The sequence below is a fragment of the Streptomyces sp. NPDC031418 genome (assembly GCF_055581605.1).
In genome coordinates, this window is record NZ_JBVIJC010000032.1 from 1 (window position 1) to 26846 (window position 26846).

Sequence of the window (26846 nt, forward strand, 5' to 3'; positions counted from 1 at the left end):
CCGCTACGAGAAGACCGCCACCATCTACCAGGCCGGACTCCACATCGCGGGCATCTTCCTCTGGTCCGCCCGATGATCCAAACGAAACTGCCTAGCCGGCTGAACCGCCGCCGCACCCGCGCACCATCACGGCGCCCCCCGACCGGGAGGGCGCCGTCGTCGTTCCCGGCCGGGACCGCAGCGCGCCCATAGCACCGGCTACACCGGATCGTTTTGGAGCAGCAGAACAACCCGCCGCCGCCCGCTGCACCATCCCGGGGCCGGCCTCCGACCCGTGCAGCACCCTTGTGCGACGCGGGCCCATGTAAATGCTGCGCTGCACCCACGACACGGCCCTGCTGCCATCCGACGGCTACCCCCAGGAGCAGGACCAGGTCCCTGCCGCAGGCCCTCGCCTCACACCTGACAACCTCACAGCACCCCACGCCCACCAGGGAAAACAGGGTGTCACAGCAGGAGCCGGGTGTCCGCGAGCGGGGGCGATCAGAGGACGGTGCCGTGCAGGGCGCGGTGGTCACCGGATATCGCGTAGCGGCGAGCGGCTAGGCCGTGCTCGAGGGGCTCACCGATCTCCTCACAGAGCAGGGCGAGGACGTCGGCCGCGTCGGTGTCGGACAGGTAGGCTGGCGCGACTTCGAGCATCAGCTCGCCGATCGCGTGGATGCTGGCGGCGAGTTCGTCGACGACGCGGCGCAGTGGGGCGACGGCCAGGTCCACCGACGCGTCGTCGGATGGCGGGGGCGGCGCGGTTCGGATGTCACGGACGGCCTGGCGGACCACCGCGCGCGCACCGTGGCCTCATCGAGGGTCTGGAGGCCGCTGTGAGCGAGCGCGGCGAGCCGGCGGGGATCAGCTCCACGACGTCGCCACTACGGGCGGAGACGGCGATCAGGGCACGCTGGGAAAGGCCGTAGTCGAGCGCGGCCGCGCCGCCCGGGTCGCTGTCTCGCGTGCGAGACGTCTCGGTGCCGGCGGTGACCTCGCCGTGGATCACGGCGAGGGCGCGGGCGACAACGAGCAGCGTTCGTCGTCACGGGTCCCACGGTAGAGGGCCAGTTGGCGAGCGGATACGCGATTTCATCTTCAGACTGGACCACGAAGTACCTCGACGCCGCCGTCGCCCAGCCCCGCCCCGAGGGCCACGAGATTTGCGACATCACCCGGCTCTCCTCGCTCAAGCACCGCAACCTCAACCTGCTCGGCCGCGACAGCTTCACAGCCTCCACTCCCGCAGCTGGCGCCCTGTGCCCGCTGCGCGACCCTGCCTCGCCGGAGCTGGACGAGGACAACGACGGGAGTGGTCAGGAGTGACGGGCAGGACCTCGTCGGCGGCGCACAGCGCGCGGTCCCTGGCTCAGGGTGATGGCGGGGCGCCGTGTCGTAGGCCGTCGAAGACGAGGGCGGTGATCTAACTCCAACTCGCCATCGGCCCCCGGGGCGCCAGTGCGGGCGAGCGCGGCGTTTTCCGGACGTTGTCCGCGCAGCCCAGCGGAACACTGCCCAGTTGGGCAGACTTGGCAGGCAGAGAGAGCCGCCTTCGTACGTGAACTGGCACCAATCTGGGGGAACTTGTGATCGTTCGGCGCTTCCTTGACGACGATGGTGAGCTGGCCCAGCACCTCGTCAAGCAGCTCAACACTCCACTCGACTGGCCAGAGGACGGAGGGCTGAACACGGGGCACATCGCGAAGATTGCTTCTGCGGCAGCCTGCGACGTCTCGTACAACCAGGCAGCCAACGGTCATCTGGCCGACCTCTTCGCCGCCCTCCCCCTACCGGGCACACCCGAAGGCGATGAGTTCTGGGTGGCGCTGGCGGATGCCGGAGGCGATGCCGCTCTGTACATCGACCCCGGCAACATGGGCGGTCCGTTCTTCGATCGCCTGGCCAGGGAGAACGGAGCGGGCATCGCTGACCGGGTGCTCAGCTTCCTGGCAGAGCTTGACGACCAACAGCGCAACGCCGTGACCAAGGTGATCGGCGACGCACTGGCCCATGACACGCTCGTCGCAGGTGGGCGCTACCTCGGGCAGTTATGGCTGCGCGACGCCGAGACCACAGCCTGGCATGTTCTGCTCGCCAGGCGCCGGCTGCACGAAACAGAGGACGACCGTAAGCGATTCTTCGAGGCATGGGGCAACGCCTGAGCGGTACGGCCGTTGCATGGGGTGGCTATCCGAGCCAGGTGATGGTGAGGACGGACAGGCGGCGCATGAACCGGTTCACCCAGTAGGTGAGGGAGAGCTGGCCGACGGAGGCGTGGCGGATGTCCTCGCCCTCCGGGCCGTCGGCGTTCCACTGCCGGAAGCCCCACGGGTCGCCGACGGCGGCATCCAGGACGTCCCACACCATGTCTTCGACGTGTTCGGGCAGCGTGTCGAGGATCTTTGCGGCCGGGGGGGGGAGACTCACCGAAACTGGCCGATCGTCAACCCAGCTCGACGATGAACTTCTTCGGCGGGTAGTCCCAGTGGTGCCCTTTGCGCCAGGCGAGCCATCGGGAGGAAGTTCGCATCCAGGTGTCGACGTCGACGGTGATGTCGTGGTCGTTCTCAGGCAGGAGCAAGGTGTGCAGCAGCACGTGGTGTTCGGTGAGCAGACCGTCGTCACTCTGGTAGAGGTTCCACCGTGCGCCGCCCGAGTCGAGAGGTCCGCTCTGAACATGGGTGACGGTCAGTCGCCAGTCGAGCGCCACTGCGAAATGGGCGTCGGCGGTGGCGGACAGTTTCGCGGCTTCCATCGACACACCAGGCAATTGCGAGAGCAGGCCCAACTGTTCGTCGGGGATAGCCAGCGATCCCGAGACGCTGAGCCCGATCGCGACGTTCGCTCCGAGGGCCAGCCTGTTCCGGGTCCCGTCCTCCGGCAGCAGCGAGACCGTGGTGGCCTGGACGTTGCTGGGGCGGGCCGTGTAACCCAGGCCCCACAGCCGGGGAGGTCGGGTGCCCGGACGCGCGAACGGGGTGATGTTGTGCACGAGTAGTACTGCTCGCTTCGGGCCGAGAGCGGCCTGAATGATCGCTGGTACCGGGTGACCGGCACGCTCGTAGAGCTTGGAGACGTCCAGGGCGCGTGGGGAGGTTATGGCTAGATCGAATGGATTGTCTATATCTCCGCCTTTTTCACTCCCTTTCATGACATCTTCTGGGCTGCTCGCTTCGAAGGCTTCAGTGAGCTTGAAAAGCATCGGGTCGTCGACATCTTGTGGCGTCCCCGGTGCCATCCTCACAGACTTGTTCCCCATGCTGTCCTCCGGATGATTACGGCGCGCCGTAGCACTGGAACGCATCGGTGTACGCGGGGTGGGTGAACGGTGGATCGTGAGAGGGGACCCCCTTCTTCCTGCCCAGGATGTCGATGGCTTCTTCGCGGCTGGTCGTCGCTAGTCGTCGGCGCGCCCGGGCCAGTGCCTTGGCCGGATGCCAGTCGTCGGCGGACTGGTCCAGGTACGCGTAGAAGTGGTGCATGAGGACTGTGGACGCCGCGTCGCTGACGTTCCAGAGGGTCGCGATCACGGAGCGGGCGCCACCGATCAGCATGGCTGCGGGCAGTCCCGTCATCTCGCCGGCGCCGTGCAGACGTGACACGCCGGACTGGCATGCGGACAGGACGGCGAGTCGGCAATTGCGGAGTCGTAGCTCCGCCATGCACTCGGCAACCGTGAGCAGTCGGTAGCCGTCTGGGTCCTTCCGGTCGGAGAAACCGTTGCGGCTTACGTACCGGCTGATCACTCGGTGGGGCGCTTGGTCCGAGGCGCACATCAGCCCGGACCAGTAGGGATTGGATACGTCGTGGATTCCGTGCGCGGAGATATGGAGGAGCCGGGCCTGTGGGGCCGCCGGGACCAGCTCCTCGATGGTTGCGGCTTCCCCGACCGTGCAATCGCCCGGCAAGCCGGCCGCCCAGTGAGATACGGCCTTGAGCTCTGTGGGGACGTGGTCGAGGGATCCGGTTGCATCAGGGACGGTCAGAATGCCGCCCATGGCCGGTCGGTCCCTGCCGAGGCAATGACGCAGCAGCGCCATGCTCGGTGCGAGGGTCATTGCATGGTCTGGGGAGGCGGCGTCGAGCAGGCCCCAGAGCGGCGCGCGCGTCAGCTCACCATGAGGAATGACCATCAGGTCATGGCTGGTAAGGGGAGAGAGCAGATCACGGAGCGGTTCCACCAGGAACCGGTCGAGCTCGTGCACTATCCCGTCGACGGCGGTCTCGGAGAGCGCGCGGCCCCGTGCCTCGACCGGTCTGCCGCTCAGCAGCTGTGTGAGGTTTCGGGAGTCGTCCGCCAACTCCTCGTGCCGTCCCGAGAATAGCTTGTCGCGTTCGGCCCGTGGCCAGGTCACAAAGCGTCCGCTGATGCGGTCCGGCTCGGTGGTGTCCGCGATGACGGCCGCGCAGACCCCGTCAGGAGTGGTGTACAGGTAGAGCACCGAAGTATCGGGTGGTGATGGCCCCACCAGCTCTGCGGCTGATTCGAGAGGTTGAGGATGGTGACTCCGCGGCAGGAGCACGCTATCTGCCGTCTCGCCGAGAAGTTCGCGGAGTGCGGCCAGGAGTTCCTGGCGTCTGGCGTCCAGTCGGAGGCTTCCTTCGCGGACTACGGTACGGGCCATGTGCAGGACCTCCTGCTCAACCTCCAAGGCACGCAGTTCGTCCAGCAACCGGCCAGCCTGGTCGGGAACGCCCCCACCTGCCAGATCGCCCTGTACGGCCCACAGCAACAGGTTCTCCGCGCGGCTGCGCTCGGTCCTGGCCACAAAGTTCGCCGGCTGCGATTCGCGCGTCAGCGTCGCGAACACCTCGTACAGGGGAATGGCCGCTGCCGCGATTTGCTGGCGCTCTTCCGAGGAGGACGCAGTTGACTTGAGGGTCTCGCTCAAGTCGATCCCGGCCACCGTCACCATGAGGGCATCCTCGTTGCGGCCGCTGTAAAGGAATGTTTGAGCCAGGTTGGACCGGACCCGGACCCCGCGCGCCTGCCAGCCTAAGCGGTCAGCGAGATAAACGGCACGGTGCAGCAGCCGGACCGCCGTAGTCGGGTCCCCGCGCCGGTCCGCGTCCGCCGCGAGCACCATACGCATGCTGATCTCCAGCTCGCAGTTGCGGTGCTGTTGCGCCCACACCAACACTCGGCGTGCCACCGGAGCCGCGTCCTTTAGACGCCCGCTCTGAGTCAGAGCGATCGCGAATGCGGAAGCGTCGTAGGCCTCCGCCTCGCCGGTCAGGTCCGTCTCGACCGCGTTGGCGTCGAAGGGACGGCCCAGCAGCGCTGCGCTCTCCATCTCCCAGCGGCGAGCCACCCGCTCATCGCCGGCATGCCGTGCCTGATCCGCCGCCTGCTCCAAATACCTTGCTCCACGGGCTTCTTCACCTGCGAGAAGACAGGTGTACCCCAGCTCGCTGGTCACCCGCGCGCGGATCGCCGGATCCGGATCCAGATCGGCCCACTCCAGGAAGGCGTTCATCGCCTCCTGATAGCTCCCTCGTTCGCGGGCAAGGCGCCCCAGCGGATCCAGGAACTCGCCCATCCCCCGCGTCACCCACTCAGGCGGCGGATCGAGCGGGCGGCGCCGCTCGACGGCCTCGCGTAGCGCCGGAAGCGGGTCGCCCATTGCAAGACGGGCGATCAGTCGGCCGCGCTGGCGCAGTGCGGCGGCTTCGTAGACAGGTTGTCCAAGACCGCGGGAGCGGGTGGAAAGCGTTTCTGCCTGTGCCCACGCCTCCTCCGTCCGGCCGACATCCGTAAGTGCGTCGATGAGCATGTCGCGGGCGGCGAGTTCCATGTCGGCGTCGCCGGCATCTTCCGAGAGTCCGGAGACTGCGTCTTCCAACGCCGCTACAGCGGCAGCCGGCCGGTCCGCCTCCAGAAGACGGAGCCCAAGCCAGAAATACGGCGGTGCGATCGTCGGGACCCCGAGTGCCCTGCCGACTGCGCACACGCCGGTGAGTACGTGCAACGACTCCTCCAGCTCGGCATCCCAGGCGATCTGCGTCCACGACTGGAGAAGCTCGGCGAAGTGCTGAATACACAGCTCCCAGTCCGCATACGCGTCGATGTCACCTAGGTCCGGCTGAACGAACTGCGATGCCGCTTCCTCGGCCCATTCGCGCAGTTCCTTCTCGGTCAGTTCTCCGCGCATCCACCGACCCCACAGGTCGTTGACGTCATCCATCACTGCCGCCTCTGCGTTGCCGCAGGTAGCACCGGGAACACAGCAGGACCTGCCCGAGATCGACTTGGAGGTCGCCGAAGAGCCACCTCGACGAGTCGAGGACATAACCAGCCCCTCGAGGCAACCCGTCACCGCAACCGTCACAGACCGCTACCGTGCCATCCGGTTGCGCAGCCCACCAGGCCGCTGCGGCCTGCCGGGGCGGGGAGTCCTGTTGGAGCCCGACATCCTGCTCCAGATCGAGGAGAACATCCTCGGCGCCGAGGAAAACAGCCCTGTCTTGCACCTGGCGCAACGGCTTCGGGTCCCCGAGCTCGACCGCACAAGCGACGGCGAGCAACGCCGCCGTTTTCAGAAAGGAGGGGCTGCCTGCGGCATAGGCGCAGTAGAGTTCCATCTGGCGGTGCGCAACGTCGCCGTCGTTCCGAACCAAGGAAGCAATCGCTCCGAGATCCACCTGGATCCGGCCGTCGGGCCGATGGACGACACATTGGTCGATTTCCTCGCTGAACCGACGGACCTGCTCATTGATCACCTTGACCATCTGCTCCCCCTTTGCAGCAGTACTCTCAGCGTCACGCGGCTCGAAGAGTTCGTCCAATCAGGCTCGGAACCAGTCAGCCCTTCTTGTTTCGCCGGCATCGCGCTCTTCGACCGGCTGCCGCATGACGCCCCTGACTGCTCGGCATACCGAAGCACTGCTGCAGCGGCTGGACGTCGCGAACTAGGGGCTGTCGACGGCCGCCGGGCGGTCCCGTTTCGCAGTGGCGAGCCAGGAGTGTGGCGGTGTCCCCTTGCGGTATCTCCTATACCTTCACGCTAGGCGAGACCACCGGTCTGCGCAGACCGAGCAAGTGCCTCTGGCTTTCCCCGACCGCGGTCACTGTCCGTGTTCGCGGGGTGGACGCATCGTACAGCGGCGCGAGGGAGAACGTGCGCCGCGATTCCTCGAGGGCGGCCGCCCACTCCCGCTCAAAGGCCGGCACCCAGGTGTCCGCGCGCCGGTCGGCGCGCAGCTGGTCGAGGAGTTCGGCCGGCGCCCCGGGCGTGGGGGCGTACACGTACGGCGGGACGGGTGCGTGGTCGGGCTGCGCGCTCATGTGGTCCTCCCGGCGGGTAGTACCGCCACGGTACGCGTGCCCGCTGGCCGTGGACGCGGGCATGGCACAGGTCCCTCCTACCGGGTCAGGGAGTGGGCGACGGCCTGGGCGTGCTGGCGCAGGGCGGAGTCGTGCTTCTCCCAGGTGGCGCCGATGTAGTTGAGTAGTTCGGCCACACGGCGCGGTCGGAGTCGCTCGGGTCGCTGGTGAGCAGCTGGTCGGCGGCGTAGGCGACGTCTTCGGCCGGGTCGGGGCAGTCGCCGGCGTCGACGTCTGGGTCGACGTCCAGGGCCAGCAGGTGTCGGACGCCGGCGCGGGTCTGGACGGTGATGGTGTCCTCGCGTGCGGAGTCGGGTGTGGCGGTGACGAAGTGGGGATGGTTGAGGATTGCCGCGGCGATGGCCTCGGTCATCGCCGGGGCGGGCAGGACGTGGTCCCGTGGTCGGGTCGGCGTCCTGGAAGGTGAGGTCGAAGCCGTGGCCGCCGAGTGTCGTGAAGGTGACGGGGTCGTCGCCAGGCCGGGCGTCGGCGCCGAGGAAGTGCGGGCTGTTGCGCAGTGCGTCGGCGATGCGGACGGCGTGGTGGTCGGCGTCGATCAGTGGGCTCTTGGCGCGGTCGATGGCCGGATGTGACTGAGCACGCTACTTGGCACCCCTGGCCGTTCAGCGTGCTCACCCACTCCGAGCGTCGCTCGCTGCGCCGATCAACAGGATGAGGACCGTGAGAGTCGCGAAGCCGCCGCTGGTAGCCCTCGGTGCGCAAATTCCGTGGAGCGCGGCGCTTCTGCACCGGCGGGAATCAGGCAGGTTCCGCTGATGCGACACCACGTCCGTCCGCTGGTTGCCACACTCACCTGGTGTCCACAACGAACCTTGTGACCTTGACCGTCGCCCTGATCGCACTCATCGGCACGGTGATAAGCGCGATCCTTGGTCCGCTGTACGCCCAACGAGCCCGGCGAGAGGATCGACTTCAGGTCCTGGCTGACCGTAGAGAGGACCGGCTGCTTTCTGCCCGTGACAGGTTCCAGGACGACTGCGACGGCTTGCAGATCATATTCGCTAGCGTGGTGGTGCGGGCGTTCTCCCATCACAACCAGCAACGGGCATGGGTCGACGACTACATGGACGTCCCCCCACGGGGAAACCAGCAAGTCGGCGAGGAAGAGTCGTGGTACGCCGTGCACACGGCACTCAAGGCCGTCGAGAGGTCAGCCCGCAAGATCACGCAGGAGAGCCAGGAGCTGGGGCGTCGGGCTTGGTCAGTTCATGAGTCTCTTCAGGAGGAGGTCAATCTCGTCCGCGGAGCATCGACTGCTCTGGAAGATGCCCGTGACACCTTGCACGCTCGGTGGTCCGAGGCCAAGGCGCGGTCCGACCAGCTGCGTAAGGAGTTCGACGCTGCGGCGTCGCGAACCTGACGGCGGCGTCGCGCCTTCGGATAGGGCGAGCCCAGTAGTCAGGCTGTGGCGATTCCTCAGGAACCGACCTCGGCGCCGCTCGCCCCGCCGGTCAAGGCCGTACACGTCGGTTCCGGCTCCCAGCCATCAGTAGGGGCCCAGACGGCCTGCATACGGCGTGACGTGCCCGGCCATGACCCCGACAGTCAGCTGGCCAACTCGAACGCTAACTCGCCAACGGAAGAACTCAGTCACACCGGAATTTCAGCAGTCACGCATTCGCTCCGATTCAGTTTTCGAGGTCGAGGTAATCAATGTCGTTGATTGCCACGTCCGACAGTCCCATAGCGCGCGCACCGCCGTCCTGGAAATACACGTCTTTCAGTCCTTCGGCGTAATTTGCCGCATCTGCTGGTCGCTGGCTCCCGCGTCGCGGGCGTCGAAGAGGCGCTGTGCGTACTGCGGGGGGAGGTGTACGGTGAGGCGGCGGAACCGGCCGTCGTCGGTCGTGCCGATGGGCACGGTGTAGCCGAACCGGGCCCGGGTCTCCACCGTGATTCCGGTGCTGGTGGCGGCTTGGCGCTGCCCGCGCTTGCGTACCAGCGGCTGCCAGCGGGCCCGTACCGCGTCATCGATCTTCGCGGCGACGTCGGCACGGGCATGTTTGTGGGCGCCGCGTCGGTAGCGGTTGACGGAGTCGGCGGTGACGCCGATTTCCTGGGCGACGGCCTTCGCGCTGCCGAGCTGCCGGATCAGGTAGCTGATCTGGCCCTTGAGGGTCTTGGGCGGCTCCTTGGTGAATGCCTCGCGGTCGGCACGCTCGGTCGCGTCCTCGATCTCGTTCACGGCTCACCTCCCGCCGTAATCGGCATCACGGTGAAGGCGGTCGTGAACGAGGCGGGCGTCTTTGGCCGCGTCGAGGTTCACGGCCAAGCGCTCGGCAACACCGTCGCTCTCGGGCTTGAGGTAGCCCAGCGCGCGGAGTTCTGCGACGGCCTTGCGGAACGCTTCTCGGCCTTCGGCGGCCAGCCGCTCCTCGCGGGTCAGCGAAGACAGTTGGTGCATCAGGGGCCGGTCGTCGTCGGTATATCCGGTGGCGAGTTCGGCCAGGACACCGCGGGCGCGCCAGGTCAGGCGCATGTTGCGCATCGCCCGGGCAAACAGGATCGGGTCGTGGCCCGGGGGTCGGGTAGGCAGTGCCCATCGAGGGCGGGTGCTGTCGGTGGAGGTCATCGGGGCGGTCCTTCGCGTGGAGTCGGGTGAGGCAGGTGAGGTGGGAAGTTACTCGCCGTCCTCGAGGACGGCGTCTGTAGGTTCGCGCCGCCGGTGTCATTCGGGACCGCGGTGACCTGCTGCTTGTGCTGCTGTCTCATCAGATGTCCCGCGGTTTCCGTCTCAGTTCGGTGGCATTTCCTCACGCGACTTCGCCTTGCTGGGCTTCGTCGGGCTTCCAGGTCTGGTCGAACCAGGTGATGAAGTCCTTCACGGTTCCGATGCGGGCGATTCTCTCGTGGATGGCGCGCTGGTCGTGGCCGGGGAGGAAGTCACCTCGTCTGATGGGTTTGCTGCATCCGCAGTTGCACTCGCGGTTGCCCAGGGGGGAGTCGAAGTAGGTGATGGGGTTCTGCTGAGCGCCGTTCGGGGCCGGCTTGCCGACGTAGTGGTCGTGGACGGGGTGCCCGGGGCCGAGGATGCGACCTTCGAAGGCCCGGCGCCCGCCAGGGACGTCGACGATCCGCTCGATCTCCATGGCCTGACGGATGATCCCGCCGCCGTTGACGACCGCGAACCGCTCTCGTTCGACGCGTGATCCGGGCATGACCCAGACGCCGCGGGCGATGTCGTGGAGCTGCTGGTCGGACAGCCCGTCGCTCCAACCGATCTGCGAGCGCCGGAGGGGGTCGCAGATCGGGTCGACGTCCTTCTTCCTGCCGAGGGTGATCTGAATCAGCCGGGCAACGTGAGATCGCGAACGATGTCTGTCGGGGGCTGCCAGGAGACAGATTCATCGCGGATTCCCTGCCGGGCGAGGAACTCGGCTGCGTGTTCCTCGAGTCGGCTCATGAGCGCCGGGGTGAGATCTGTTTCGAAGGTCCGCAGCATGGTCCGCAGTTCCGTGGTGCTGGGCGCGTAGGCAGCCGGGGCGAGGGTTGCGGGCAGTCCGCTGAGCCGTTCGAACAGCAGCGCTCGGGCCTGATCATTCCAGGCCGGGAATCTCAGAGCCACGCCATAAGTGCTACTCAGAGGTCATCGCTCGCGAGAACATGACGCGGATTATGAGTACCTATAGCGACTGTAGGTACTCGCCGCTCGTGACATGTCGATCTTGCGTGACCTGGGGCGTTCTTGGCTGTCTCACGGCCTTGTCACATGATCAGTCTCAAATCCTTGGCATTTCCTCGTGAGGGCGAGGTCGAGAGCAGGAGGCATGTCCGAGTCGGCCGAGAACGCCACGCTGAGCCCCAAACACGAGGGCTACCGGCGAGACGCCTAGGTCTCAGGTTCGAATCCCGAAGGACACCGCACACTCTGGAACTCCAGGTCGGATCCTTCCCGGCCTGGAGTTTTTTTGTTGTGCCGGCAGGTTTCGGTCAGGGGGTGCGTCGGGGCAGGTCCGATCGGCGGAGCAGGTCGCGCATCAGGGTTTCCGCCTCCTTCGTCGTGTGGGCGCGGGTCGCGGACTGTTCGGCGTACGTGGTGACGAACAGGGCGTTGCCGACGCGGACCTGCACCATCGCCTGCCAGGGCTCGGGCCCCTTGGACCAGAGGCCGCGGGCGTCCTTCTTGATGAAGACGGCGGCCTCGTCGCCCAGGTCGGGCAGGCGGTGTTCGGTCGCTTCGGGGGACGCCTTCTGGCCGAGGATTCGGAACTGGTCGCCCGCGTACAGCGCCCCGTTGAGGGTACCGATCGACTTCCAACCCACCGCGGCGACTCCAATGCGGAGGGCGGGGGCGGTGGGGGAGGGATCGGAGGCAACGGCGCACACGTTGAGGCCCGGGAACGGGGTCCACCATCCCGGCAGGGAGCGCGCGCTCGACCTCGTGAGAGTTGGCTTCGTGTCGGTGCTCGTCAGCCGCCGCAGCTCGTGGTCGTCCAGTACCGAACATGCCGCGGGGACGTGGAGGACCGGGTCGGGTGGCGGATGGACGCTCGCCGCGCTCAAAAAGACGCGGGTCATGAGGGCTGTGCTGAAAACTAGGGCGAGGAAGGCGAGTGGTGCGCGCGGGGCGTGGCGTGGGGGTTCGTCGTCGTAGGCCTTCGCGAGGCGTTCGCGCAGTTCGATGTGACGGAAGCGGTAGACGGCCCCGGACTGTCGCAGCACCCCGCGGTCGTGCGCGTCCTCCAGGAACGCGGTGACGCGCCACGGGAGCCGGCCGGTGGCCGCGTACCAGAAGCGAGCCACCCCGTACTGGCCCCAGGCGGACTGCCCGACGCCGTACAGCCACCAGGAGGCCACGGCAACAGCCCAGTCCAGCGGGGTGACGGTGTGCAGGGTGCGGCCCGCCAACTGCCACCAGGTGAACAGGACCGGGACCACGAGCAGGGGGTACCGGAAGCTCAGGCTCAGTCTGGTCGATCTGAGGCGGAGCGGTGCCAGCCAGCCCAGTGTGAGGACCACCTGCCGGTCGGCGCGGATCGTCTCGCGCGGGGTCTGTTCCGGGGCCTGGCCGGCGAACCGCCACACGAAGGGAAGCACGAGCTGCAGCAGGGCGGCAACGGCGATGGTGCAGCAACCCGCGATCATCCACTGGTGGTGTAAGGCCGAGGTGATCGTGCCCGCTGTGGTGAGGGCCAGGCCCAGGGTCACCAGTCGCCCCTTCCAGCCCCGCAGCGCCTTCCGTGCCCGTGCTCCGTCGGGCCGACCGAGCAGCCAGGGGGATGGGTAGCCGCGGTCGTTGTCGGGGTCGGCAGCGAATGCGTAGAGCATGAGGGAGCAGACGAAGGCGTAGGCGACCCACACAGGCATCCCGATGCCCCACTGCCCGGTGGCGATGTCGGCCCGGATGAGCAGGAAGACCGACAGCAGGTACGCGGGGGCTAGGTACAGGAGCCGCACCGGCCACGGCATCTCATCCTGGAGCCGCCACCAGGCGAGGTCCGGTTCGTGGGCGGCCTTCAGGCGGACGGCGAGGAACCCCAACCAGCGGCGCGCCTCCTCGGGCCGCCACCCGCCGTGCTCGGCGCGCACGTCGTGGGAGGCGCTGTACGCGGTGTCGAGGAAGGCGTCATACAAGTGCTCTTCCAGAGCGCCCTGTTCGCTGTACGCCGGGGACAGCAGTTCGCCGGGGTCGTTGCCACCCCAGCCGTAGGTGACCCGGGCGAGGCCCGCCATGAGGGGGACGCGGAGCGCCTCGCGCAGCCGTTCCGTCTCGGCGCTGACGTCGTCGGTGTCGCGCAGCTTCGCCAGGACCGGGGCCCAGGGGGATTCGTCCGATCCCGAGGGGTTGAGGTAGCCGCTCACGGCGCCGTCGGTGAGGCTCTGGAGGGTGATCTCGGTGCGAACGAACACGCTCTGGTCCGGGGCGTATTCGAGGTACTCGTCGGCGCGGGTGGTGAGGACGAAGGGGCGTCCCCGCAGGGTCTCGACGAGCTGGCGCAGGGCCTCCTTGCGGCGAGCGGGCGGGAGTTCGTCGAACCCGTCCAAGATCAGCAGGACCCGGTCGGTAGCGCGCAGGAGGTGCAGCGCCACGTCGTAGGGGCGGGCCCCGGGGACCGGCGCGCAGACCCGCGGGAAGTCGGCGGCCAGGCGCTGGGCCAGCCAGCTGGCCAGCCCCTTGTCCAGGTCCCACGCGGCCAGCGGCACCACGAGCGGCACCGGGCGCTCGGGGCTGTGGTCACGGCCGGCGAGGAGTTCGGTGGCGAGGCGCAGGGCCAGCACCGTCTTGCCCGCGCCCGCGCCGCCGATCACGACGAGCCGCCGGTCGGGGAGGCTCTCGAAGTACGCGGAGACGAGGGTGCCCGGCCGCTCCGGCTGGGGCGTCCACGGCACCTCGATGATGTGCGGCTCGGCGATGTGCAGCAGCCGTTCGTCCCGGGTGTACTGCCGACGCAGCGCCTCGGCGAGGCCGTCGACGACCCGCTCGACGTGCTCGGGGGCCGTCCATGCTCCGTCGTGCCGGCGCCGCCGGGCGGTCAGGGCCCGCGCGGCGACGGAGGACGCGAGGGCCAGGGCCAGGAGGAGCCATCCGAGCCGTCCAGGGCCGGGGTCGTAGCCCTGCGGGAGCGGCAGCTCGGGGCGTACGGCGAGGAGGTACAGGCCGAAGCCCGCGATCAAGCCGCGCACGCCCACCGCCACATGCGGCTGGACGTACAGGTTCATGATGTCGCGGGCCTGGATGAGCAGGCCCTGCTGTCCGCCGCTCGCGGTGTTGTGCGTGTCCCCCGGTGGCCTGCTCCGCTCCGACAACTCCCGGCCTATCCGCCGATGGGGATGTCACCGTTGAAGTCGCGTCCCTGGATGACTGTCTGCTGGCGGCCGCCGGAGACCGTGTTGTGGACTTCGCCGGAACCCGTCGTGCGTACGGTGGCGAGGGCTGGCGTCCGCTGCCAGGTCCGCACGGCGTCGGCAAACGCGGGATCCTGGCCTGCCCGTTCAGCCAGGGCCCGGATCAAGTCGGCTGCCCGTGCGCTGCGTTCGGCATCCGCAGCCGTGGTGAGCGCTTCCAGTTCGGGGGCCCCGGTCGGTTCCACCGGGGAGGGGCGGTGGACCAGGGCGCGCAGGGACGCCCAGAGTTGCTGGCCGGCGGCGCCCGCCGTACCGGATGCCAGGGCCGTCAGCAGTTCCGGCGCCATTGGTTCCATGGGTGCCTCTTCTCGCTCGCCTCGGGCTGTGGGTCGGGTGTCGAGTGTAGAGCTGGCCCCGCTGCATAGCGGCAGGTTCGGACTCTGTCATGTGTATGAAATCGTTCCCGCCTCTGAGCGGGCCCTCGCCTGCGCGTCCGGCCTCCACGCCGGGGTTGTCACCACCTGCGCGGACGGCCCGGATACCCGGCGGATCTCAGCAGGACGTCATAAGTGGTGCCCGTATGCTGCTGGCACTGAGAATATGGCTCGGTTTTTGAGAACCTACACGTCGTGTAGGTTCTCAATTTCGATGTCACACGACGACGCCGTGACCTGGGCCTTCTCTCGCTGCCTCACGTCGTGTCAGGCGCTGCCGGTCTCAGATCCGTGTCATTTCCTACTGGTGCCCGCGTAGGTCCCTCAGACGGCCCGGCCGGCGAGCACGGAGACTCAACCTGCCCCGGCGCGTCATCTGGGGATCGTCCTGTTCCGGGGTGCCCGGTCGCGCAGGGCAAGCAGGGTCCAGCCTCGGCCAGCTGGATCGAGTGGTCTGGTCGCGGCGGTGAAGAGCTCCGCGGCCCGGCGGTAGGAAAGCCGTCCTCGGCCGGTCACCGGGCAGCGGTCAGCTGCCGGCGTGGAGACGGGGGCCCTTCGATCGGTGACGAACACCGGCCCCGCCGTGCGTCCGGCCAGCAGCATGGGCAGCAGTCGTGCCGTGCCCCATCCCCAGCTCAGGGCTACTGCTGCGGGCGCCCTGGTGCGTCGGCTGGGTAGGTCGAGGTGGTCGATGTTGAGGGCGAGCACCTGTTCGACGGGGGCTCTCGACTCGTGGAGGAAGTGCCACAGAGTCAACTCCCTGAGCGGAGCCCGCAAGGCGAGGGCAGCGCGGGCCCGATCCGGGTGGGCGACAGTCGCCCTCGTAGCCGCGCATGCACCAGAAGGGTTCGGTGCCGGTCCAGGGCACAACGCCGGCGGTGCCAGTCCGGCGGCCGGGTCTGCGGTGATCCAGCCTTCTGCCAGCCACCATGCGGTAGCGGCTCGGAGGCAGGCCAGTTCGCGGGCCAGTGTGCGTGGTTCCGCAGCGGCGGCGCGGTCGGCCAGTGCCCGTTGCAGCCGCTCCGGGGCCTTCGGGTCGTCGAGCAGTGCAAGAGGAACGACGGGCGGGTGGGCCCCCCGGCGCTCGCGACCGGTCGGAGCCCGGCGGTCGACCAACGGCCAGGACCACCCGAGCAGCGAGATGCGGTAGACGCGGCGGGAGGCGCTGCCGAGATCGACCGCGGCGAGATAGCGGTCGACGGCGGCGCTGTACTCAACCGGCGCCGGGCGAGGTGTTCCCACTCCGTCGGTTTGGTGCTGACTCATGCTGGCCATCCGCAGTAAATGAGTTCCATGGAGCCTGCCCCATCCTTCTGCCGCTGAGCCTACCACCAGGCATGTTGCAGTAAATACGAGCCATTTACTGCGCCAATTATCCCGGATGGGGAATTGCCTGTGAAAGACTCAGATTCCTTTCTCGGAAACGCTTGCAGGGAATAGGTTGACGGAGGAAAAGTGCGGAGCCATGACGCTTCGCACTCGCCCGCCCGCTGCATCCAAGCCCCGGACAGCCCCTCACCGCCTTCGCACGCTGCGGTACTCACGGTTCCGCCGCTTCCTCATCGGCCAGAGCACGTCGTTACTCGGCACCGGGATGAACACGATCGGAACGACCTTCGCCGTGCTGCAGATGCCCGGCGGCGGGGTCAACGCCGTCGGCCTGGTGATGGCGGCTCGGATCCTCGCGGTGCTGGTCGTACTGCTGCTCGGCGGCGTGTTCACCGATCGGCTCGGAGCCCGTGCGGTCATGCTGACAGCGGATCTGCTCCGGTTCACCGCTCAGGGCGCGCTGGCCGTACTGCTACTCACTCATAGCGCGAGAGTATGGGAAGTGATCGTGCTGGCGGTGGTCCTCGGAATCGGTGAGGGAGCGTTCAGCCCGGGCCTGACGGCTCTGGTGCCCGGCCTCGTTCCTGCAGATGACCTTGTGGACGCCAACACGCTGCTGCAGATCACCCAGGCTGTGACCTCGGTCGCAGGTCCAGGTCTGGCCGGTCTGCTCATCGCTGTTTCTGATGCCGGCACCGTGGTCGCTGTCGACGCGGTCAGCTACGGCGTGAGCGCCCTGGCCCTGGCTGGGCTGCCCCTGTCGCATTTGGCCACGCCCCGCCATGGGTTGTTCACCGACCTGGGACGCGGCTGGAAGGAGTTCACCTCCCGCACATGGCTGTGGGTCACGACCCTCCACATCAGCCTCTTCAACTTCGTCCTCTGGGCACCGTTCCTGGTGCTGGGACCAACTCTTGCCCAGCAGCGGCTCGGTGGTGCCAGTTCCTGGGGACTGGTGCTGGCCCTGTACGGCATCGGCTCAATCGGCAGCGGCCTGGCACTGCTCGGCAGGAACCCCAGCCGGGCACTCGTCTGGTCCGTGGCCGCATCCGCAGGCTGGGCACTCCCGGCAGCAGCGTTGGCGGCGCGGTTGCCGCTGGGCTGGGTGGCCGCGGCCGCACTCCTCGCAGGGGCTGGTGCAGCCGTGTGTAACACCCTCGTGACGACCGTCATCCAGCGCGAGATCCCCGCCGAGGTCCGCGGACGAGTCAGTGCGTTCGACAGCCTGGGAGCCTTCGCCCTGGGGCCGCTCGGGCTGGCGCTGGCCGGGCCCGTGTCGAACATCGTGGGGACGGACCGGCTCCTCGGGCTCGGTGTGTTGTGGCAGCTGACCGCGGTCGGCGTGGTACTGGCGCTCCCGTCCGTTCGACGGCACGGCGCAAGGTGACGGGTGGAGCTGTGGCGCTGGCCCGTATACCCAAAGGTGTCAGCCCATGCCGTTGGACGGAATGGGCTGGAGCATCCGCCACTCGAAAGGGTGAGCGCCCCGACCAGCAAGTCTCACGAAGACGGCATAAGTGCCACCGATGTGCCATCAAGACTGAGACTGTGCCGCGAAATCTGAGACCCTACACGTCACCGCCCTTGATGTGGCGGGCCGGGTTGAGGCCCTGCTCCATCAGCTCCACCGCCCACAGCATCGGCTGGACGCCCTCCAGCTTCGCCAGGCCCGGCGTCGGCCCGAGGCGGAAGCCGCCCGGCTGCGGCTTGCCGGACGCCGCGTAAGGGAGGAAGTCCAGCGGGCTCGCACCCGGCGAGGGGTAGACGACGCAGTCGGACAGCACCGCGAGCGGGAACAGCCCGGTCATCTTCGCCATGTTGTTGAGCTTGCGGTGCATGTTGACCCGGGCCTTGCTGATGACGGCGGCCCGGATGTCGGGGCGCCAGGTCGGCCGCTCCAGCGCCGGCCACCGCTCCCCCGCCTTGTAGTGGCGGCCCTGCGGGCGCTCGCGGAGCTTGCCGACGCCGCCCTTCACCGTGGCCTTGATGGCCGCGAGGACGGCGGCCAGGGCCGGGTCGACCTGCTTGTGCTGCTCCATCGCGGCAAGGAAGGCGCGGTCGTCCAGGTCCTTGGTGACGCCGAGGTCGGCGAGAGTGTCGACGTAGGCGTTCTTGAGCCGGTCGTGCCACGGGTCCAGGTACGCGCCGGTCTCGCGGCGCAGGTACGCCTCGATCGGGTGGACGTCGTAGCCGAGCTGCTGGGCGTAGGCGACGGTGTGCGTCTGGTACCAGGCCGGGCCCGTCGGCCGAGAGCCGTCCGGCGTGAACGGCGAGGGCAGGCGGGGGTCCAGCTCGATGTGGGACAGGTCGACCAGCCAGGAACCGGGGATCTTCGGGTTGAACGTGGGGGCGTGGAAGTGGTCCGGAGCGCTGAGGCCGACGACCAGGCGGGCCGCGGCGGCGAGGAAGGCGGTGTTCAAGTCGAGGCCGATCGCGAAGGGCATCATGCACTCCTCATCGCTGAGCGAGTCCACCGACCGCACCCACTGGTACGCCTCCTCATTGAGGAACCCGCCCGTCCAGCCGGACTGAACGACGACCGGGTGCTCCGGGGTGGCCTCCGGCGGCGCCGGGTCCATCGGCTCCGTCCCCAGCGAGCCAGGGTTGTAGGCCGAAATCCAGTTGCCGGTCTCCTCATCGCGCTCCGGCTTCGTCGACGGGCGCAGCGCCGTCATCAGCACCAGGCCCGAGACGGCCGTCGACCCGCGCGGGGTGATGACCCGCTGGGCATACACCCCGAGCACGCGGGCGATGTCGGCCGGCTCCATCTCCGCCACGCCGGGCCAGGACCGCTCATCGAGGGCGTCCCACGACAGAATCGCCAGCTGCACACACTGCCGCTCGCGTCCCTGCGCCTTGCGGTAGATCCGCGCCCACGGCCCGAAACCGCGCTGCGTGAGCTGCCACTTCGCCTTCGCCACCTGCTTGACGACCGGGTGGTCCTCCGGCAGGCGCAGAGAGCGGCGCTGCTCATGGCCCTCCAGGCGCTCGGGCAGCCCGAGCTTCACGGCGGCCGCAGCGGTGAGGATAATCAGCGGGTCGGAGTCCTTGCCGTAGCGGTTGAGCTTCGGCGCACCGAGGCCGGACTCGCGCAGCGTCCACTCCACCAGCTCCACGACCGTGGTCGCCGGGCAGTCCAGCACGATCCCGTCGACGCCGTACGCGGAGCCATCCCCGTCCAGCACTGCGAGCGGACCGTGCGGGAACCGCGGGTCGACGACAGGCTTCGTCGCCTTCTTCGCTGCCGGGCGCCGCGACGTCACCGGACGGGCGGGCCGCTCCGGAGCGGCCGGGACGGCGGGAGCCTCCACCGGCACGGCGGCCTTCGCCTCGGGCGCAGCCGGGCCCGTGAACGTCTCCGGCGTCACCGGCTGCGGAGCGGCGGCCGGAACCACGGGGGCGACAGGCGCGGCGGGGGTCCCGTGGGCGGGGTACTTCGCCGCCCACCCCTTCAGCAGCCGCTGGTACGCCTCCAGACGCGGCGACTTCGGCTCGGAGCGCCCGTTCTCCCAGTTCTTGACCGTCTGCGTCGTGGTCTTCAGCGCGGCCGCGAGGCGGGCCTGGGTGATGCCGGCGGCCTCGCGAAGCCGGGCGCGCTCCGCCGGGAGCGGGAGTTGCGGCTCCTCCGCCAGCAGTGCGTCGATGTTCGCGAACAGCTCTTCCTCGGATGCCATGCGTGGATCTCCTCTCGCCCCTGCACCCTAGCAGCATTTACCCAGTTCTTTAACCCTTCCTTTAACCCTATCGGAGTGATTGTGCGGCCCGGCGGACGACTGGCGCGGGCCCCGGGCCCACAGCTGACAGGCTCCACGCGTGACGCCCTCACACACCGCGGCGCAGGGGTGGCCCCTTGGGCTCCCTGGCAGCGTGGTCGGCCGTGTGAGTGTGCCGTTGCGGGGTAGAACGGCTGTTGGTTCGTGCGGTTGCGCGAGCCGGAGCTTGCCCGGGTGAACGGCTGTTCCGGGGCGTGAATGAAGGATCAACAGGTATGGCCAGCGGCACCGTGAAGTGGTTCAACGCCGAGAAGGGCTTCGGCTTCATCCAGCAGGACGGCGGGGGACCGGACGTCTTCGCACACTACTCCGAGATCAAGGGCAGCGGGTATCGCGAGCTGACCGAGGGTGAGCACGTCACCTTTGACATCGGCCAGGGCCAGAAGGGCCCGCAGGCGCAGAACATCGTCCGCGGCTGAGCGGGCCGGAGAGAGCGTAGAGCGAGGCGGCTGCCTGGTCCGCAGCCGCCTTGCTCATGCAGTCGGTCCCTATAAAGGTGGCAGCTCGGCCCGGCCCGGCGGCGCGCTGCCTGGTCATGCAGCCGTCGGAGCGTTCACCGGGCCCCTGGCATGCCCACGTTGGCCCGCGCCAAGCGCGCGCACCTCACGCGCCCGGTCCAACGCTTCGCGCATCGCCGCCCCCGACACCCGCACCGGCCGATTCCACAGCCTCTCAAGCTCCGAGACCCGCTTCCCGTCCGGCACCTTTAACAGCTCGCGCATCGCCTGCCGCAGCTCGCCCGGCACCCCCGCGTCCAGCGTCCGGTACAGCTCGGCCATCTCCTTCGCCCGCGTCCGGGCCACCAGCCGGGTCAGCGTCGTGATCCCCGGCAGCAGCACCCGGGTGTCCACCAACCACACCACCGCCAGGTCGAACAACGCCCGAGGCCCCTCCGCCGACGCCCACACCCGCGCCGCCAGGAACCCCCGCACCTCCGGCTCGGCTTCGCCGAACTCGCGGTAGCCGAAGGCGTCTCGGATCTCTCAGGCGTGCTCGTAGCGGCTCTGCCTCCGCCCGCCGTACACGGCCCACTCGGACGCCTCGACACCGACCTGCTCGGCCGCGAACCGCACCACCACGCCTGGCACCACCGCCAGGTCCTCGGTCGGGAACACCCCGAGCATCCGCACCGAGCCCAACAACACGGCGAACCCGAGCCGGTTCGTCGGCGCCGCTTGGAGCGGGCCGCCTCCAACCCCGAAGCGTCAAGGCGGAAGAACTGCTCCAGCTCGCCCGGGGTGGGCTCGGCCGCGAACGGGCCGTAGCGGCAGACCTGATCGTCAGACAGGAAATCAACTGGCATGCCCTGGAACGTAGGGCCGCTGACCAGCGCGGATGGGCAGAGTCACCGAACCGGAACCAAGATCGGCCCGTTGTCGCTACTGACCGTTCCGATCCTCCTCAGAGGCCAAGAAGCAGCCGTAGCCGGCCGCCGGCCCCGCGAGCACCGGCCCTCACCCAAGCAGATGGGGATGCTCGGGGCTCCCAGTAGCCGACGTCCAGACGCGAGACGAATGCACGGCGTTGCTGCGAAAGCAAGACTGTCGGTTGAATGGCGCGACCACGATCGGCTCAGTGTGGGCTGAGCCACAAGGTGGGCGCCTGGCCGGCGCCCCGTGTGAAGCACCGGCAGGTCAGCGGTGGCCGTGTAGGTTCCCCGGCAGACGCGCGATCGCTCGATTCGAGCAGCGAGGGCATCACCTGATGGCTGAAGAGCAGACGTTCTCCGTGAAGGTTAATTTTCGCGGCAACCTCCATACCGTGACGGTCCGTGGAAGGTGCGGTCCACCGCCGATTGTGCTTATGACGTTGGACGGAAGGGAGACCCCAACTCCGTCCGGACGTTTGCGTTTCGAGTGCTCAGTGTGCAAGGCCCAGGGCACGTTCAAGTTCACAGCACCACACAGCGGCTGGGCGCGGCCCTTTTCGGTTGTCCAGGTGGAGCACCATTAAAGATGGCTGACGTGGTCGAGGCCGCCGAGATGAGCGGCGACGACAAGGAGAAGAGGGCCTTCGCTTGGGAGGTCATTAAGAACTCCAACGATGTCGTCGTGTCCTTCGCCAAACTGATGGCGACTGTCGCACTGACTGCTGTCGGGGCGGTGATCACCCTGGCCAAGTTGGTCGGGTTGGCAAGGTTCTCCGCTGTCTGGCTAGTCTTGCTTAGCATCGCGTGCGGAGGGTATCTCGTCGCAAGCCTTATGTTCTCGTACGCGGTTCGTGGCCAGCAGCTTCTTGTTGGCCCGGATGACTTCGATGACGTAGTCCAGCAATTCTTGGAAGCCGCCCAACATCGACATCGGGCGACGACGTGGGGGCTGCTGGTCCTAGGGGCGGCGACAATGACGGCGATCATTCTGATGTCTGCGCTCGCATCCGCGCCAGCTTCATAAGTTCTCCACCTTGTCCTGGGCCAGAGATAACCTCGATTGTGCCGTTCGACCCGACAGCTCTGCTGGCGCTCGCCGCCGTCAGCCCCACCACCACGTACGGTGACCGTCACGCCTGCCTCGTCCGAGAACTCGCGACAGTTGAATATGCGAGCTCACCAGTAAACCGGTTCCGAGGCCGAACATGAACACCGCTACGAACCGCGACTCCCGCTGGCTCTTCCCCGGCCGCCGGGCCGGACAACCGATGCACCCCGAAACCCTCGCGGTCCTAGTCAACGAACTCGGTGTTCCGACCACCGCTGGCCGGCCCTCCGCGATTCGCGAACATGTACGGGAGATGCCTGCCCACGTCGCCGCCGACGCTCTCGGCTATCACCAGGTCACCGCCGCCAAACTGGCCGTCCTGACCGGAGGCACCTGGAGCCGATACGCCACCGGAGACCACCCAAAGTCATCACCCGGCTAGACCTCACGGAGAACTCACGACAGCTGAATACGCGAGCCGACCAGGAGCGCCGGTGGCCGGCCCGTCTCGGTTCGGGGGTCCCTCACTGCTTGACCAACCTGGACCGTACGCCATGTGGTGTGTACGCCGTAGTGGTGGGATGCATGGGGTCATGATGAGAAAGAACCGTGCTGGCCTGCGGGTGACGTGCGCTGTTGGGCTCAGCATGGCTGCGGGAGAGCTTAGCTGGAGGCATGAATGATCGGGGAGCGTCCCGCGCCGCCGGTGATGTTCGTGATGCACCCAGATGCTGATCTACGGCTGCGGCTTACGGAGCTGATCAGGGACTTGTTCGATGGCAGCATCTTGGTCCTCGGCGTGCCCAACTACAACGAGCTTAAAACAGCGCTGAAGGCGGGGATCAAGAAGAAAAACACGAAGCAGCGGCTTCGTGTCGTAGCCATTCTCGCCGATTCTACCTCCTGGAACGCATCCCATCAGGAGTTTATTAAAGGTTTCGTGAAGAACGTGCTCGAATATGATAGTGCGCACGTGGAACTGCCCACCGGAAAATTCAAGAGCCCCCTTCCTGCGAGTCCACGGGAAAGCATCTTCGTTGATGAGCGCGAGGAGTGGAAGTTTCAGCGGTACGTGGAGGACTTGTTCCGCGACTGGAGCCCGGAGGATTATGAGGTTTCCCTCAAGAAGGAAGGAGGCCACCCGTCAGCGCATGTGCACAAATTTCTCCTCCAGGAGGGAATCTCCTACAGGTGGACCGACATCCCTGGTTCCGACGGCGCTCCCCGTCTCACCGCAAAGCTAAGAGGAGACTACAAGTCGTTTCCTGCGACGCTCGGGGAGCTCACTCGGCGCCTGGTTCTAAGGGAAAAGGATCCGCCCCGCCCCGACCGGCGGTACGATCTCGTCATTGTGGGCGCAGGTCCTGGTGGTCTGGCTGCCGCGGTGAGCGCGGGAATGGCGAGCCTGAGCACGCTCGTGATCGAATGCGAGCGGCCGGGTGGGAACGCGGCGCTGTCCATCAACCGCATCGAGAACTACCTTGGGTTCCCTGGTGGGGTGACCGGCACCAAGCTGGCCAAGCTGGCGGTGGAGCAGGTGCGGGCTCTCAAAGGGGTCGAACTCTGTCCGACCGTTAAGGCGACCGGCATTGAGGAAGACGGTCATCGGTACCGCATCGGCGTGACGGGGGCCAACGGCCTGTCTCACGTGTCCGCGGGGATGATTGTCCTTGCCTGCGGGCAAACACCTCGTCGGCTGGAGACGGAGGTCGACGGACAACGTACGGAGTTGCATCCCGTCGGCCTGGACGTCCGCTACGTCATGGAGCCCCATGATGCGATCGACGCCCACAACATGGACATCGTCATCATCGGCGGCGGTGACACGGCGGGCCAAGCAGCCCTTCTCTATCACAAAGCCGGATGCAATTCAGTGAGCCTGGTGACCGAGCAGTTTCGCATGGCCGGCAATCTGCTCCAGGAGCTCCGCGCACAAGGTATTCCTGTCCAGGAATGCAGCATCGTCGATATTATCCCCAAAGGAGCGAGAGCTGAAGTGCGGGTATCACCGCCGAGCGCTATGGGACCGCTTATGGCTGACCGCGTGCATGTGTTGATCGGCGGTACGCCGAATACAGAGTGGCTCAAGAAGGACGATTCGCCGTTCGTCAAGATGAACGAAAAAAATTACATCGAGACCGACAACTACGTGAGTAATCCAGAGTTCCCATTCATGACCAGCCGCCCCGGCATCTTCGCCGTGGGGGACGTACGGGTCCACGCGAGGCGGCGGGTCGCGCAGGCCGTGGGACAGGGGGTAGCGGCGGTGGCGGCGATGGAGGAATGGCTGGACGTTGAGCAAGGCGGGGTCCACACCTGGGAGCGGGTCCTGGACAAAACGCAGCCAAGCCTGTGGCGCAGATGGCGCGAAGCGAGGAAGACGGTGGCAGACAGGGGGGACGCCTAAAGGCTGCCTGACCGAGCTATGGATTGGGCACTGCCGCCGGAGGGGCGTCCCAGCCGGCTGCTGTTGCTGACGGTCGTTCGGGAGTACGCCGGGCACACTCAGAAGAATCGGTCTGAGCAAAGCCCGAAGTTCGAGCGGCCACGCCTATACCCCCGTCCGCCCTTGCATCGCGTGGTGAGGCAGTACTCCTACTCGTGGAGCGAGATGATGGTGATCTACCAGTGGTAGGGCACGCCATCCTCCTCCCCATGGCCCGCAATGGGCCGTGGCACTTCGCCAGCAGGTCCCGGAGATGCCAGCCCGCGTCGTCGCCGATGCCCTCGGCTGCCATCAGGTCACTACGACCCGCCTCGCGTCCGAGTCCGGAGGAACCCGGCGACCACACACGGACACCAGCAGGGGGCGTTCACGCGGGGAACCGGCGACAGTTGAATAGGCGAGCCCACCAGTAAACCCCCGCGCTGCCTCAGCGCCCCGCACCTCTTCTTCGCAGGGGAAGTCTTCTTAGTTGTCCTTGCCGATGACTTCTTTGCAGCATCCTTCTTGGCTATCATTGCCGATGACTTCTTTGCGGGCGCCTTCTGAGCACCCCTCCTAGCTCCCTCCATCCTTCGGCCGGCGTCTGTTCAGGCATGGCCTCCTCCTTCATGGTTTTCCTGCGGGGTTGGTGTCTGGTGGCCGGTGGCCTTGATGGCGGCAGCCGGAGTCGTACATGCGCCGGCCGGACGCTAGGTGTCGCTCGGGGTGGCCGGGTTCGGTCCAGCAGGACCCGGTGCCGGAGCGCTGGAGCTCGCGCCGGAGCGGACGGCTGATCAGTCGATGACGTGCACGGTGACGTACATGTCTCCCGGCGCACCACCGTGCTTGCCAGGACCACCGAGCTCGCGGAGCCGTACCTTCTGGCCGTCCCTGATGCCCGCGGGGATGCGGACCTTGTAGATGCGCTGCTCCCGGATGAGCCGACCCTCCCCCTTGCAGGTCGTGCAGGCCCGCGCCGCCTTCGCGTCTGTCCTGGTGGCGCAGGCGGGACAAGGCTCGTGGGCGGTGATCCGCAGCGGGATGACCGCGCCGTCGGCGGCCTCCGCCGCGGTGACGGCGATGTCGTGGGCGATGTCTTTGCCGCGGCTGGGCGGAGCGGATCCGAAGTACCGGTCATTGATCTCCTTGAGAGCGGCCCACACGTCTGCGCTGGCTGGCCGCTGGGCGGGGTCCTTGGCCAGGAGCCGGCTGACCAGCCGCTCCAACTCCGCAGGGGCGTCCGGGCGCAGGGTGCGCAGTGGTGCCGGTTGCTCGTTGAGGTGCTGGTTGACCAGACGCCAGGAGGTGCCGGTGAACGGCCGCTGGCCGGTGACCATCTCGTAGAGCACGCAGCCCAGGGAGTACATGTCGGAGCGGCAGTCAAACTTGCCGGACAGGGCCTCGGGCGCCATGTAGGCGGGGGTCCCGATCAGGACGCCGGTGGTGGTGATGTCGTGCCGGGCGTCGCTGCTCCTGGTAATGCCGAAGTCGACGACCGTGGCCTCGCCGCTGGAGCGGACGATGATGTTGGACGGCTTGATGTCCCGGTGGGTCAGGCCCGCCTCGTGCGCGGCCTCCAGGGCGTCGGCGACGCACGCCGCCGTGTACATGGCCTTCGACAGCGGGAGCCGCCCTGCCTCGAGGACCGTGCTGAGCGACTTGCCGGGCAGCAGCTGCATCACCAGATAGGCGTGCAGGCGCCCGTCGTACATCGCGGATCCGAAGTCATGCACGGTGACGATGTTCGGGTGGGACAGACCGCCGGCGACCGCAGCCTCACGAGCGAACCGGGCCACCTGCCGGTCGTGGTCCGCGCCGCCGGCGCCAGCGAGGACCTTGACCGCCACCTGCCGGTCGACCCGGGGATCGTGCGCCTTCCAGACCTGACCGAAGCCGCCCGCACCGATCGGCTGAATCAGCCGATAGCGGCCGTCCAGCACGGTCCCTGCCTGCACGACTCCCCCTCTTCCAGCGGTCACCGCGACAGCGGCGCACGGTGTACCAGGCGTGTACCCGTCACGCTACGCCGTGACAACCATCAGTAACAGGGTGACTGTGCCCGGGTCGCCTCGATCGAGGCCGGCGCGTCGTCCGCAACGACATCCGGCTCGGGGAACGCGCCCAACTCGGCACCGCGCCAACATCACCAGGCTCGTGCCCGGAGATCCCTGCCCCCGGGCGCGGGTCGGCCAGACCGACTCCGGGGCGGCCTCTACTTCTCCTCGCCGGCCAGCCGAGCCATCTCCTCCGCGTACCGGCGCACAGCCTCCTGCTCCTCCAGGGCCGCGCGCCGCAGCGCAGCGCCTCCATCACCTCGGCTGGCGTCTGTTCAGTCATGGCCTCCTCCTTCCA

At 67.6% G+C, this 26846-nt stretch carries 20 protein-coding genes and 4 pseudogenes; 8 read left to right on the top strand and 16 right to left on the bottom strand.

Features of this window, described 5'->3' with window-relative positions; translation table 11 throughout:
- Window positions 1-483: 483 nt before the first annotated feature.
- Window positions 484-780, bottom strand: a complete 297-nt coding sequence (locus tag ACZ5CZ_RS34765) for a hypothetical protein (protein ID WP_468948594.1) — start codon at window positions 778-780, stop codon at window positions 484-486.
- A gap of 309 nt (window positions 781-1089) precedes the next feature.
- On the opposite strand from ACZ5CZ_RS34765, the pseudogene ACZ5CZ_RS34770 reads away from it, so the two are divergent.
- A pseudogene (locus ACZ5CZ_RS34770) lies at window positions 1090-1311 on the top strand (hypothetical protein); the annotation flags it as partial.
- A gap of 260 nt (window positions 1312-1571) precedes the next feature.
- The gene (locus ACZ5CZ_RS34775; protein WP_468948597.1) at window positions 1572-2147 is read left to right on the top strand and encodes a hypothetical protein; all 576 of its coding nucleotides are present in this window, start codon (window positions 1572-1574) and stop codon (window positions 2145-2147) included.
- A 25-nt stretch (window positions 2148-2172) separates the two neighbouring features.
- Here the strand turns inward: ACZ5CZ_RS34775 and ACZ5CZ_RS34780 are convergent, their stop codons facing one another.
- From ACZ5CZ_RS34780 to ACZ5CZ_RS34805, 6 genes and pseudogenes are all read right to left on the bottom strand, one after another.
- Window positions 2173-2412, bottom strand: a complete 240-nt coding sequence (locus ACZ5CZ_RS34780; protein ID WP_468948600.1) for a hypothetical protein — start codon at window positions 2410-2412, stop codon at window positions 2173-2175.
- A gap of 16 nt (window positions 2413-2428) precedes the next feature.
- Window positions 2429-3223: a hypothetical protein gene (locus ACZ5CZ_RS34785; protein ID WP_468948603.1), complete on the bottom strand. Its 795-nt coding sequence runs from the start codon at window positions 3221-3223 to the stop codon at window positions 2429-2431.
- 37 nt (window positions 3224-3260) lie between these two features.
- On the bottom strand, window positions 3261-6170 hold the full coding sequence (locus ACZ5CZ_RS34790; RefSeq protein WP_468948606.1) for a CHAT domain-containing protein: 2910 nt from the start codon (window positions 6168-6170) through the stop codon (window positions 3261-3263).
- Complete coding sequence (locus tag ACZ5CZ_RS34795) at window positions 6163-6714, bottom strand: hypothetical protein (RefSeq protein ID WP_468948609.1); 552 nt, start codon at window positions 6712-6714, stop codon at window positions 6163-6165. Before ACZ5CZ_RS34795 ends, ACZ5CZ_RS34790 begins: the two co-directional genes overlap by 8 nt.
- Window positions 6715-7080: 366 nt before the next feature.
- Window positions 7081-7270 (bottom strand): annotated as a pseudogene (locus tag ACZ5CZ_RS34800) (DUF6247 family protein); the annotation flags it as partial.
- An 85-nt stretch (window positions 7271-7355) separates the two neighbouring features.
- Complete coding sequence (locus ACZ5CZ_RS34805; RefSeq protein ID WP_468948612.1) at window positions 7356-7682, bottom strand: hypothetical protein; 327 nt, start codon at window positions 7680-7682, stop codon at window positions 7356-7358.
- Between ACZ5CZ_RS34805 and ACZ5CZ_RS34810 the strand changes: the two genes are divergently transcribed.
- Window positions 7669-7902, top strand: coding sequence for a hypothetical protein (locus ACZ5CZ_RS34810; protein ID WP_468948615.1), 234 nt, complete (start codon window positions 7669-7671; stop codon window positions 7900-7902). The genes ACZ5CZ_RS34805 and ACZ5CZ_RS34810 overlap by 14 nt on opposite strands.
- 224 nt (window positions 7903-8126) lie before the next feature.
- Window positions 8127-8690, top strand: a complete 564-nt coding sequence (locus tag ACZ5CZ_RS34815) for a hypothetical protein (protein ID WP_468948618.1) — start codon at window positions 8127-8129, stop codon at window positions 8688-8690.
- Window positions 8691-8958: 268 nt separating this feature from the next.
- On the opposite strand, the pseudogene tpg reads toward ACZ5CZ_RS34815, so the two are convergent.
- The 6 genes and pseudogenes from tpg to ACZ5CZ_RS34845 form a co-directional block, all read right to left on the bottom strand.
- Window positions 8959-9515 (bottom strand): annotated as a pseudogene (tpg, locus tag ACZ5CZ_RS34820) (telomere-protecting terminal protein Tpg).
- A 3-nt stretch (window positions 9516-9518) separates the two neighbouring features.
- On the bottom strand, window positions 9519-9902 hold the full coding sequence (locus ACZ5CZ_RS34825; RefSeq protein ID WP_468948621.1) for a hypothetical protein: 384 nt from the start codon (window positions 9900-9902) through the stop codon (window positions 9519-9521).
- A 181-nt stretch (window positions 9903-10083) separates the two neighbouring features.
- On the bottom strand, window positions 10084-10488 hold the full coding sequence (locus ACZ5CZ_RS34830) for a hypothetical protein (protein WP_468948624.1): 405 nt from the start codon (window positions 10486-10488) through the stop codon (window positions 10084-10086).
- Window positions 10489-10616: 128 nt separating this feature from the next.
- Window positions 10617-10895: a hypothetical protein gene (locus tag ACZ5CZ_RS34835; protein ID WP_468948627.1), complete on the bottom strand. Its 279-nt coding sequence runs from the start codon at window positions 10893-10895 to the stop codon at window positions 10617-10619.
- A gap of 365 nt (window positions 10896-11260) precedes the next feature.
- A complete protein-coding gene (locus ACZ5CZ_RS34840; protein WP_468948630.1) occupies window positions 11261-14077 on the bottom strand; it encodes an NACHT domain-containing protein in 2817 nt (938 codons plus the stop codon).
- An 8-nt stretch (window positions 14078-14085) separates the two neighbouring features.
- A complete protein-coding gene (locus ACZ5CZ_RS34845) occupies window positions 14086-14463 on the bottom strand; it encodes a hypothetical protein (protein WP_468948632.1) in 378 nt (125 codons plus the stop codon).
- Between the two features lie 1552 nt (window positions 14464-16015).
- Between ACZ5CZ_RS34845 and ACZ5CZ_RS34850 the strand changes: the two genes are divergently transcribed.
- Entirely contained in the window at window positions 16016-17266 is a 1251-nt protein-coding gene (locus tag ACZ5CZ_RS34850) for an MFS transporter (RefSeq protein ID WP_468948635.1), read from the top strand.
- Between the two features lie 181 nt (window positions 17267-17447).
- Here ACZ5CZ_RS34850 and tap read toward each other — a convergent pair whose 3' ends face one another.
- Window positions 17448-19553 carry a telomere-associated protein Tap gene (gene tap / locus ACZ5CZ_RS34855; RefSeq protein WP_468948638.1) on the bottom strand — a complete coding sequence of 702 codons (2106 nt, stop codon included), beginning with the start codon at window positions 19551-19553 and terminating at the stop codon, window positions 17448-17450.
- 314 nt (window positions 19554-19867) lie between these two features.
- On the opposite strand from tap, the gene ACZ5CZ_RS34860 reads away from it, so the two are divergent.
- The gene (locus ACZ5CZ_RS34860; RefSeq protein ID WP_468948641.1) at window positions 19868-20071 is read left to right on the top strand and encodes a cold-shock protein; all 204 of its coding nucleotides are present in this window, start codon (window positions 19868-19870) and stop codon (window positions 20069-20071) included.
- A 114-nt stretch (window positions 20072-20185) separates the two neighbouring features.
- On the opposite strand, the pseudogene ACZ5CZ_RS34865 reads toward ACZ5CZ_RS34860, so the two are convergent.
- Window positions 20186-20812, bottom strand: a pseudogene (locus ACZ5CZ_RS34865) (DUF4158 domain-containing protein); the annotation flags it as partial.
- A gap of 795 nt (window positions 20813-21607) precedes the next feature.
- Between ACZ5CZ_RS34865 and ACZ5CZ_RS34870 the strand changes: the two are divergent.
- Both ACZ5CZ_RS34870 and ACZ5CZ_RS34875 read left to right on the top strand, forming a co-directional pair.
- Window positions 21608-22045 carry a hypothetical protein gene (locus ACZ5CZ_RS34870; RefSeq protein WP_468948643.1) on the top strand — a complete coding sequence of 146 codons (438 nt, stop codon included), beginning with the start codon at window positions 21608-21610 and terminating at the stop codon, window positions 22043-22045.
- Between the two features lie 703 nt (window positions 22046-22748).
- Window positions 22749-24476: an NAD(P)/FAD-dependent oxidoreductase gene (locus ACZ5CZ_RS34875; protein WP_468948646.1), complete on the top strand. Its 1728-nt coding sequence runs from the start codon at window positions 22749-22751 to the stop codon at window positions 24474-24476.
- An 812-nt stretch (window positions 24477-25288) separates the two neighbouring features.
- Here the strand turns inward: ACZ5CZ_RS34875 and ACZ5CZ_RS34880 are convergent.
- Window positions 25289-26449 (bottom strand): serine/threonine-protein kinase, encoded by a 1161-nt coding sequence (locus ACZ5CZ_RS34880; protein ID WP_468948649.1) that lies wholly within the window; start codon window positions 26447-26449, stop codon window positions 25289-25291.
- Window positions 26450-26846: the final 397 nt, after the last annotated feature.

Coding starts and splice junctions, on each gene's coding strand:
- ACZ5CZ_RS34875 (WP_468948646.1), top strand. CDS start 22,749: ATGATCGGGGAGCGTCCCGCGCCGCCGGTGATGTTCGTGATGCACCCA.
- ACZ5CZ_RS34845 (WP_468948632.1), bottom strand. CDS start 14,463: ATGGCGCCGGAACTGCTGACGGCCCTGGCATCCGGTACGGCGGGCGCC.
- ACZ5CZ_RS34860 (WP_468948641.1), top strand. CDS start 19,868: ATGGCCAGCGGCACCGTGAAGTGGTTCAACGCCGAGAAGGGCTTCGGC.
- ACZ5CZ_RS34870 (WP_468948643.1), top strand. CDS start 21,608: ATGGCTGACGTGGTCGAGGCCGCCGAGATGAGCGGCGACGACAAGGAG.
- tap (WP_468948638.1), bottom strand. CDS start 19,553: ATGGCATCCGAGGAAGAGCTGTTCGCGAACATCGACGCACTGCTGGCG.
- ACZ5CZ_RS34785 (WP_468948603.1), bottom strand. CDS start 3,223: ATGGCACCGGGGACGCCACAAGATGTCGACGACCCGATGCTTTTCAAG.
- ACZ5CZ_RS34795 (WP_468948609.1), bottom strand. CDS start 6,714: ATGGTCAAGGTGATCAATGAGCAGGTCCGTCGGTTCAGCGAGGAAATC.
- ACZ5CZ_RS34830 (WP_468948624.1), bottom strand. CDS start 10,488: ATGCCCGGATCACGCGTCGAACGAGAGCGGTTCGCGGTCGTCAACGGC.
- ACZ5CZ_RS34810 (WP_468948615.1), top strand. CDS start 7,669: ATGGCCTCGGTCATCGCCGGGGCGGGCAGGACGTGGTCCCGTGGTCGG.
- ACZ5CZ_RS34850 (WP_468948635.1), top strand. CDS start 16,016: ATGACGCTTCGCACTCGCCCGCCCGCTGCATCCAAGCCCCGGACAGCC.
- ACZ5CZ_RS34790 (WP_468948606.1), bottom strand. CDS start 6,170: ATGGATGACGTCAACGACCTGTGGGGTCGGTGGATGCGCGGAGAACTG.
- ACZ5CZ_RS34825 (WP_468948621.1), bottom strand. CDS start 9,902: ATGACCTCCACCGACAGCACCCGCCCTCGATGGGCACTGCCTACCCGA.
- ACZ5CZ_RS34805 (WP_468948612.1), bottom strand. CDS start 7,682: ATGACCGAGGCCATCGCCGCGGCAATCCTCAACCATCCCCACTTCGTC.